At 54.6% G+C, this 5,462-nt stretch carries 6 protein-coding genes; 5 read left to right on the top strand and 1 reads right to left on the bottom strand.

Going from position 1 to position 5,462, the window contains the following annotated elements; translation table 11 throughout:
- Positions 1–336 precede the first annotated feature (336 nt).
- From ACR0K9_RS21355 to ACR0K9_RS21335, 5 genes are all read left to right on the top strand, one after another.
- Positions 337–1,272, top strand: a complete 936-nt coding sequence (locus ACR0K9_RS21355) for a hypothetical protein (protein WP_480826087.1) — start codon at positions 337–339, stop codon at positions 1,270–1,272.
- 282 nt (positions 1,273–1,554) lie between these two features.
- Positions 1,555–2,553: a helix-turn-helix transcriptional regulator gene (locus ACR0K9_RS21350; protein ID WP_480826086.1), complete on the top strand. Its 999-nt coding sequence runs from the start codon at positions 1,555–1,557 to the stop codon at positions 2,551–2,553.
- Positions 2,546–2,830, top strand: coding sequence for a hypothetical protein (locus ACR0K9_RS21345; RefSeq protein WP_480826085.1), 285 nt, complete (start codon positions 2,546–2,548; stop codon positions 2,828–2,830). The genes ACR0K9_RS21350 and ACR0K9_RS21345 overlap by 8 nt, the downstream gene beginning before the upstream one ends.
- Complete coding sequence (locus tag ACR0K9_RS21340; RefSeq protein ID WP_480826084.1) at positions 2,827–3,339, top strand: hypothetical protein; 513 nt, start codon at positions 2,827–2,829, stop codon at positions 3,337–3,339. The genes ACR0K9_RS21345 and ACR0K9_RS21340 overlap by 4 nt, the downstream gene beginning before the upstream one ends.
- Before the next feature lie 577 nt (positions 3,340–3,916).
- Positions 3,917–4,942 (top strand): hypothetical protein, encoded by a 1,026-nt coding sequence (locus tag ACR0K9_RS21335; protein WP_480826083.1) that lies wholly within the window; start codon positions 3,917–3,919, stop codon positions 4,940–4,942.
- 145 nt (positions 4,943–5,087) lie between these two features.
- Here the strand turns inward: ACR0K9_RS21335 and ACR0K9_RS21330 are convergent.
- The coding region (locus tag ACR0K9_RS21330; RefSeq protein WP_480826082.1) for a hypothetical protein at positions 5,088–5,462 on the bottom strand (375 nt) is incomplete at its 5' end.

Below are 5,462 nucleotides of genomic sequence, written 5' to 3'. Positions count from 1 at the left end.
CTCATCTCCACTCTCTGATGGTTACGATGAGCCTGAAATCCTCCGTTACGCAATCAACCTATTCTGTTCCATGAGTGCTGATGGCAGACAGCTAAAGCATTCGTCAATGCCCTTGAACAACATCCGCACGGTTACACGCTCGCCCGTGGTGACGGGCGACGCTCGCGTAAGACCGGCAAACGCAACGGCAATTCCACATATGTCCTGATTGACCGCTATGGTGAGCTCCACGGCCTATCCCGCTGCCTGAAAGGCATCAAGGCAGCCGAGATCGCCTCGCGGCTCAAGGCAGACTACCCGTTAGAGGCGCTGCCTTCGGTCGATCAGGCCAAAGAAATGGCGCGGCAGCGCCAGCAGGCCGTCAAAGAAAAATCTCAAGACGATTTTGGCGCACAGCAACGCGCGCAGCGTGACGACCTGAAAAAAGCACAAAACAGAAGGCGGGAAAAACTGGAAGAAGCGCGCGATCAGATTACTGCGGAAGCACAGCAAGCCATGGCCGCACTTGAGCAGCGCCACCAAAAGGAAATCACGCGCGCCCGCGCTGCCCATGAACAAAACCGGCCTAAAGGCTTGCCTGGCTTTTTGGCACGTATCACCGGCCTGCAAGCCTTTCGCGATTATCGCTTCAAACGCGCACAAATCCATCGCGCGCAGCGGCAAAAGCAGGAAGCAGCGAAACTTCAGCGGCGATATGACAACCAGCTTATCGAAGTAAATCGGCACATTCGTTCACTCGAACGTATCGACACCTACGAAAAAAGGACTCTGGAAACGCAACTCTTGGCGCAGAAGCGCCAACGCGAACTCGTACGTGCGCAGCAAGCACCGGCACCGGCACTTGAGTTTGCACCGCCAGGCCGGAAAGCCGCACCGCACAAGGCCAAGGGCCGACACACCAAGAAGATTTTGGACAAAGAGCGGGCTGCCCGGCGGCAGCAGGAAAGAGAACAGCACGAAACCCTACCTGAGGAATTCAACAAAAACGCTGCCAACCCGGAAGCTTCCAAAACCGGCGATGCCGCCGACCGGCGGCGGCGCAAAGCGCAAAAGCAGGAGAAAATCGCCGCGTTCAAAGAAAACGCCCGTGATGTCAACGATGACGGCAAAGGTGATCAAAAAGGTGAAGGTAGCGACGGCCGTAAACCGAAGTCCGCCGACACCGAGAAAAAGCGGAAACTGCGTGCGCGCCGCCGGAAGGCGCGAGAGTTCAGGGAGCGGCAGGAACGTGAGCGTCGCCGCAAAGACAATGAGCGCGGGCGAGACCGCTAATGACCAATCCGCTGATCCAGGGCGGATATCAGTGGCGGTAAAGTGAACCGGTATCTTTCGCCGCTAGCGTCTCAGAAGGCCACGCTGATACTGCGCGGTGTCATTTGCTGAGCCAACAAGGGCAAGCGCGGCGTTAACGGCGCTTGAAGGCTCATTTCGTGATACCTGCGCACGATCTGTGCAAACAAGCTGGAGGAGGTAGTGGGATTATTATGCCTAGATGATACTTGAGAGGTGGCGATATCGGCATCATATTATTACCATGATACCGGAGATAGACATATGAGCACGCCAATCCATCCCGAAGCACTGAAGGCGGGCAGAGCCCGTAAACAGTGGACGCAAGAGCAACTTGTCGACGCCACACGCGGCAAAGATCAAGTCAGCCTACCGACGATCAAACGCATCGAAGGCGCCAAGGAAGGCACGTATCAAGCCAATAAACGTGTTGCCTCTGCAATAGCGAAGGCCCTTGGAATTGATGTCGAGACATTGTCAAAGCCGCCCACAGAAGACCAGGATCGAGAACAGGCCTTGCGTAAGTTCGGTTATCGCCCCCTGCGAACAATGATCGATGCCGAAACGGCTTTGGCCTTCAACGTGGTCCAGCACGTCTATGGCATTCCGGTTCGGACCCAGATTGAAATGGCGCCGCTTTTTGCCGCCCTGCTTGCGGAAGGAAGTCTCGCGTGGCGGAAAAAGCGTGTCGAAGAAATCGAGGAAGCCTCACAGAGGCTCCAAGACCTTGGCGGCGGCCACAACTCGTATGTTTTTTCCGCTTGGCGCGTGGATGACGGAACGGCCGCGGAAAGAGAGTCGATTGCCAAACTGGATCTCTTTGGCGTGGAAGCGTCGGAGCAAGCATTTGACTGCGGGTACGACCGCTCCGTGAACAATCCGTTCGCCGACTATATTGAGGAACTCGCGCGCCAAACCGAAGCGGCAACCATTTCCTTTGATAAAGACTTCGGTTGGAAGACAAGTGAGGGGTTGCCGAAGTACCGGATCGCAAGTGATGTCATCACCGGCCTGACCGGCGATGATCCCGATGCGGAATACGCGCTCTTGCGCGGGCACGTCAAACTCAAAGACATTCCCGAAGAACTTCTGGGTGATGACAAAGCCGAAGAGCGTATTGCTTGGATGATTGCCTCCATTCCTGACGACGAGCTTTCTGAAAGGCAAGCGGAACGCGATGAATTGCTGGCCCTTATTGGGCTCGACAAAACAAGCGAACCTTCTGCGACGTCAAATGAATCCAAGGGAGGTGAAAATGCCTGATCTTCGGCTCACACATCACGCAGAGAAGCGCATGAATCAGCGAGGTTTCCGCAAGGATGATATCGATCTCCTCATCAGTGCGGCCACGCGTGTCGCTGATGACGCCTATTTTCTCACAGACCGTGCCGCCGCACGGGAAATCGAAAAACGAAAGCGCGAAATTCAACAACTCGAACGATTGCGCGGCAGCAAGATAATCGTCGAGGACGGTGCCCTGATCACGCTCTATCACGCCGCTCCGAAATCTCGTCGCAGAAAGCACAGGAGATTGTCATGAAACTCCACGCCAATGAGGAAATGGTGCAGGTGTTCCTACCGGCGCACTTCGTTGAGGCCCTTCTCCGGATGCACACTGCCCTGGATACGGACGTCGCTGGCACGCTTGAAGCGAGCATCGCGAGTCAACGCAAGCCGCTTCCGCGCGGCGGCTATGTGAAGCCCACGGAGCCACGCGCTGCCCCGCAAGGCAAGTATGCGGCAGAGTTCCTTGGCACATCATTCGGCGCGCAGACTTTACCTGAGGTCTTTGCGAAAATGGTAGACATCACAGCCAGGATTGCCCCGGACGCACTTGACGAATTAGCTGCGATGAGCGGGCGCACGAGGCGGTACGTGGCCCGAAAACCAGAGGCAATCCACCCCGGAAACACCGACCTTCCGGTAATAAAAACGGCATCAGGTTGGTGGATCAGCAAAAACATTGGACGGGAAGACTTGGAACGCGGGATTCGAGCTCTGTGCCGCGCGGCAAATCTTACTTTCGGTGTCGATGTGAAACTCCGCTAATCTCTGTGCGTTCCGTGAGTGCGAAATCCAAGGAATGTGTGTCGCCGATAGAAATGTCGGACTGTAGGTCGGCGCTTATGGCGTCGGCCCCGGTTTGCGCCGGTTCTGGCAGTTCAGAGCGCGGCGTATCGCTTGGCTGTTCGCATGTGCGGCCCGCTGCTGCGCGGAATGCGGGCGGCTATTGGCAAGTACTCGGTCCATGTTCTGGAGCATAGCCTGAAGCTCAGTATCGGGGCGGTTGGCTAGTTCAAATATCGTCACAAGATGCATCTCATCCTCCGGCTGTTTTTCCAGCCCGACCACCGGGCCTTTCGCCCCCCCCGTCACATGCTCGCCGGTAAAGGCCTGTGATCGGGCGTTCGGAAAAATCAGTGAAGGTTTGAGATGATGCGCTTTCTTGCTGGCGGGTGTTCGTGTCTGGCCAACCTAGCTTTGCGCCAGCGGCAAATAGTCGGGAACGCGGTTATCCAACCATTGCCTTGACTGTCTCCAATGCGAATAGATACAAAAAAATGGTTGCCAGGAGAGCTCCGAGCGGTTCGCTTAAGTGACTAATATGGATGGTTAAAAGTGAAATATGGCCGAGCACGAAGTCCGGATTGACTGGAATACCATTAGACAACCCTTAGAGTTACTTGTTGATCGGGTGCCTGAGGACTTAAACGGTGAGCACGCCTTCCGCATGGTCAGCCAAGCGCAAGCAGTTCCCGTAGCCAACAGTATGGCTGCCTGGTTTAATTCGGGCAAACCCGGCACTCCGGATGGTCACTCCAATGCCGCAGTGCGAGCTTCTATTTATAACCAATCAATCTATGCCCAACAGATCATCGCCTTCTGCTGCGTTACTCGACTGGCTTGCTTCGAGCATGCCAAAATCGCGCTTCAAGCGATTGATGAAGGCTACGGCTTAGTTCCGCTGTCTCTTATTCGTGGTTTGATCGAAAGGGCGGCACTAGCGGAAAGCGTTCGCTCAAAACTCGCAGAGCCATGGCGCGAGGCAGCAAAGGCCAAGGGTTTTCACGAAGTTCTTTACGAAACCAAGATCGGAGAAATGATCGGAAAAAGCCTTTATGGCACTCGCGTCGATTGGCATAAGCTCGCCCAATCTGATTTTACGAAATCCAAAAATCGAGAGCTGGTATATAAGCCCAAGGAAAACTATCTCGATGTTTCTGCCGGACAAATACTGAACCATATCGACAAGTTGAATAAACGAGCTCCCGGTTGTCGGCTCGCATATGACGTCTTGTGCGAATTCCTTCATCCTAATGTTGGTGATCTCTTTGCTACCACGACAAAGGCTACTTCGACTTATGACGCTTGGGGCACACGCCATCTAAAGAGAGAGTTTTCTGTCGGTCGACATGACTTTTATGGCACTCCAGACTTGGTTGAATGCCTGCACAAGACGCTGGATGTTTCGCGAACCATAGTTGAGCTTTTGCCGGACATATTCTCAGAACTCGATACGCATGCGAAAGATATTGGCGCATTGAACCGCAAGTCGATGCATCGTGTCAGGAAAAAGCAGAAGCACCTTTTTCGCGGCAAGGATTTGTGTCCGTGCCTATCAGGTCGCTCGGTGAAAACTTGTAGAGACTGAAGCGACGGTCCGCTTGCGGTTGTCTAGCACAGTTTTTTTGTGCTCCGTGGGCTTGGTTGTGATCGCGTCCATGCTGCGGGGCAAGCGCAGACGCTAAATCATGCTGTTTGCGATCCGAGCGCCGGATAAGTGCAATCCGCTACACCTACTGCTCGTCAGCCAGTCGCGCCTGCGCTTGCTCAACGCCTTCTTCGACAAGGCGCCTGAATTTTTCTTTGAGCTCGTCGGCGCTCGCTGTTTCCAGCCCCAGGGCAACACCTGCGGCCATATAGGCCTGGTGCCTGACGAAATCATCAATATGCGGCTGTTCACTGCCAAGTAGTCCGACATCGGCCGCAGCGCTGTCGCCGCTATAAGCAACAAAATTGGCAATACCCATATTTGCCTGATCGCCAAGAACTTTGCGGTAGATCAGAAATCCCCGCACCATCTGTCTGCCATCAGCACTCATGGAACAGAATAGGTTGATTGCGTAACGGAGGATTTCAGGCTCATCGTAACCATCAGAGAGTGGAGATGA

The organism is Ruegeria sp. L12 (genome assembly GCF_056531745.1).
The sequence above is the reverse complement of the archived record's forward strand: the minus strand, read 5'-3'. Positions and strand labels throughout refer to the sequence as shown.

What these genes read in the sequence shown, in the direction of transcription:
- ACR0K9_RS21350 (WP_480826086.1), top strand. Translation starts at nt 1,555, where the DNA reads ATGAGCACGCCAATCCATCCCGAAGCACTGAAGGCGGGCAGAGCCCGT.
- ACR0K9_RS21355 (WP_480826087.1), top strand. Translation starts at nt 337, where the DNA reads ATGGCGCGGCAGCGCCAGCAGGCCGTCAAAGAAAAATCTCAAGACGAT.
- ACR0K9_RS21340 (WP_480826084.1), top strand. Translation starts at nt 2,827, where the DNA reads ATGAAACTCCACGCCAATGAGGAAATGGTGCAGGTGTTCCTACCGGCG.
- ACR0K9_RS21335 (WP_480826083.1), top strand. Translation starts at nt 3,917, where the DNA reads ATGGCCGAGCACGAAGTCCGGATTGACTGGAATACCATTAGACAACCC.
- ACR0K9_RS21345 (WP_480826085.1), top strand. Translation starts at nt 2,546, where the DNA reads ATGCCTGATCTTCGGCTCACACATCACGCAGAGAAGCGCATGAATCAG.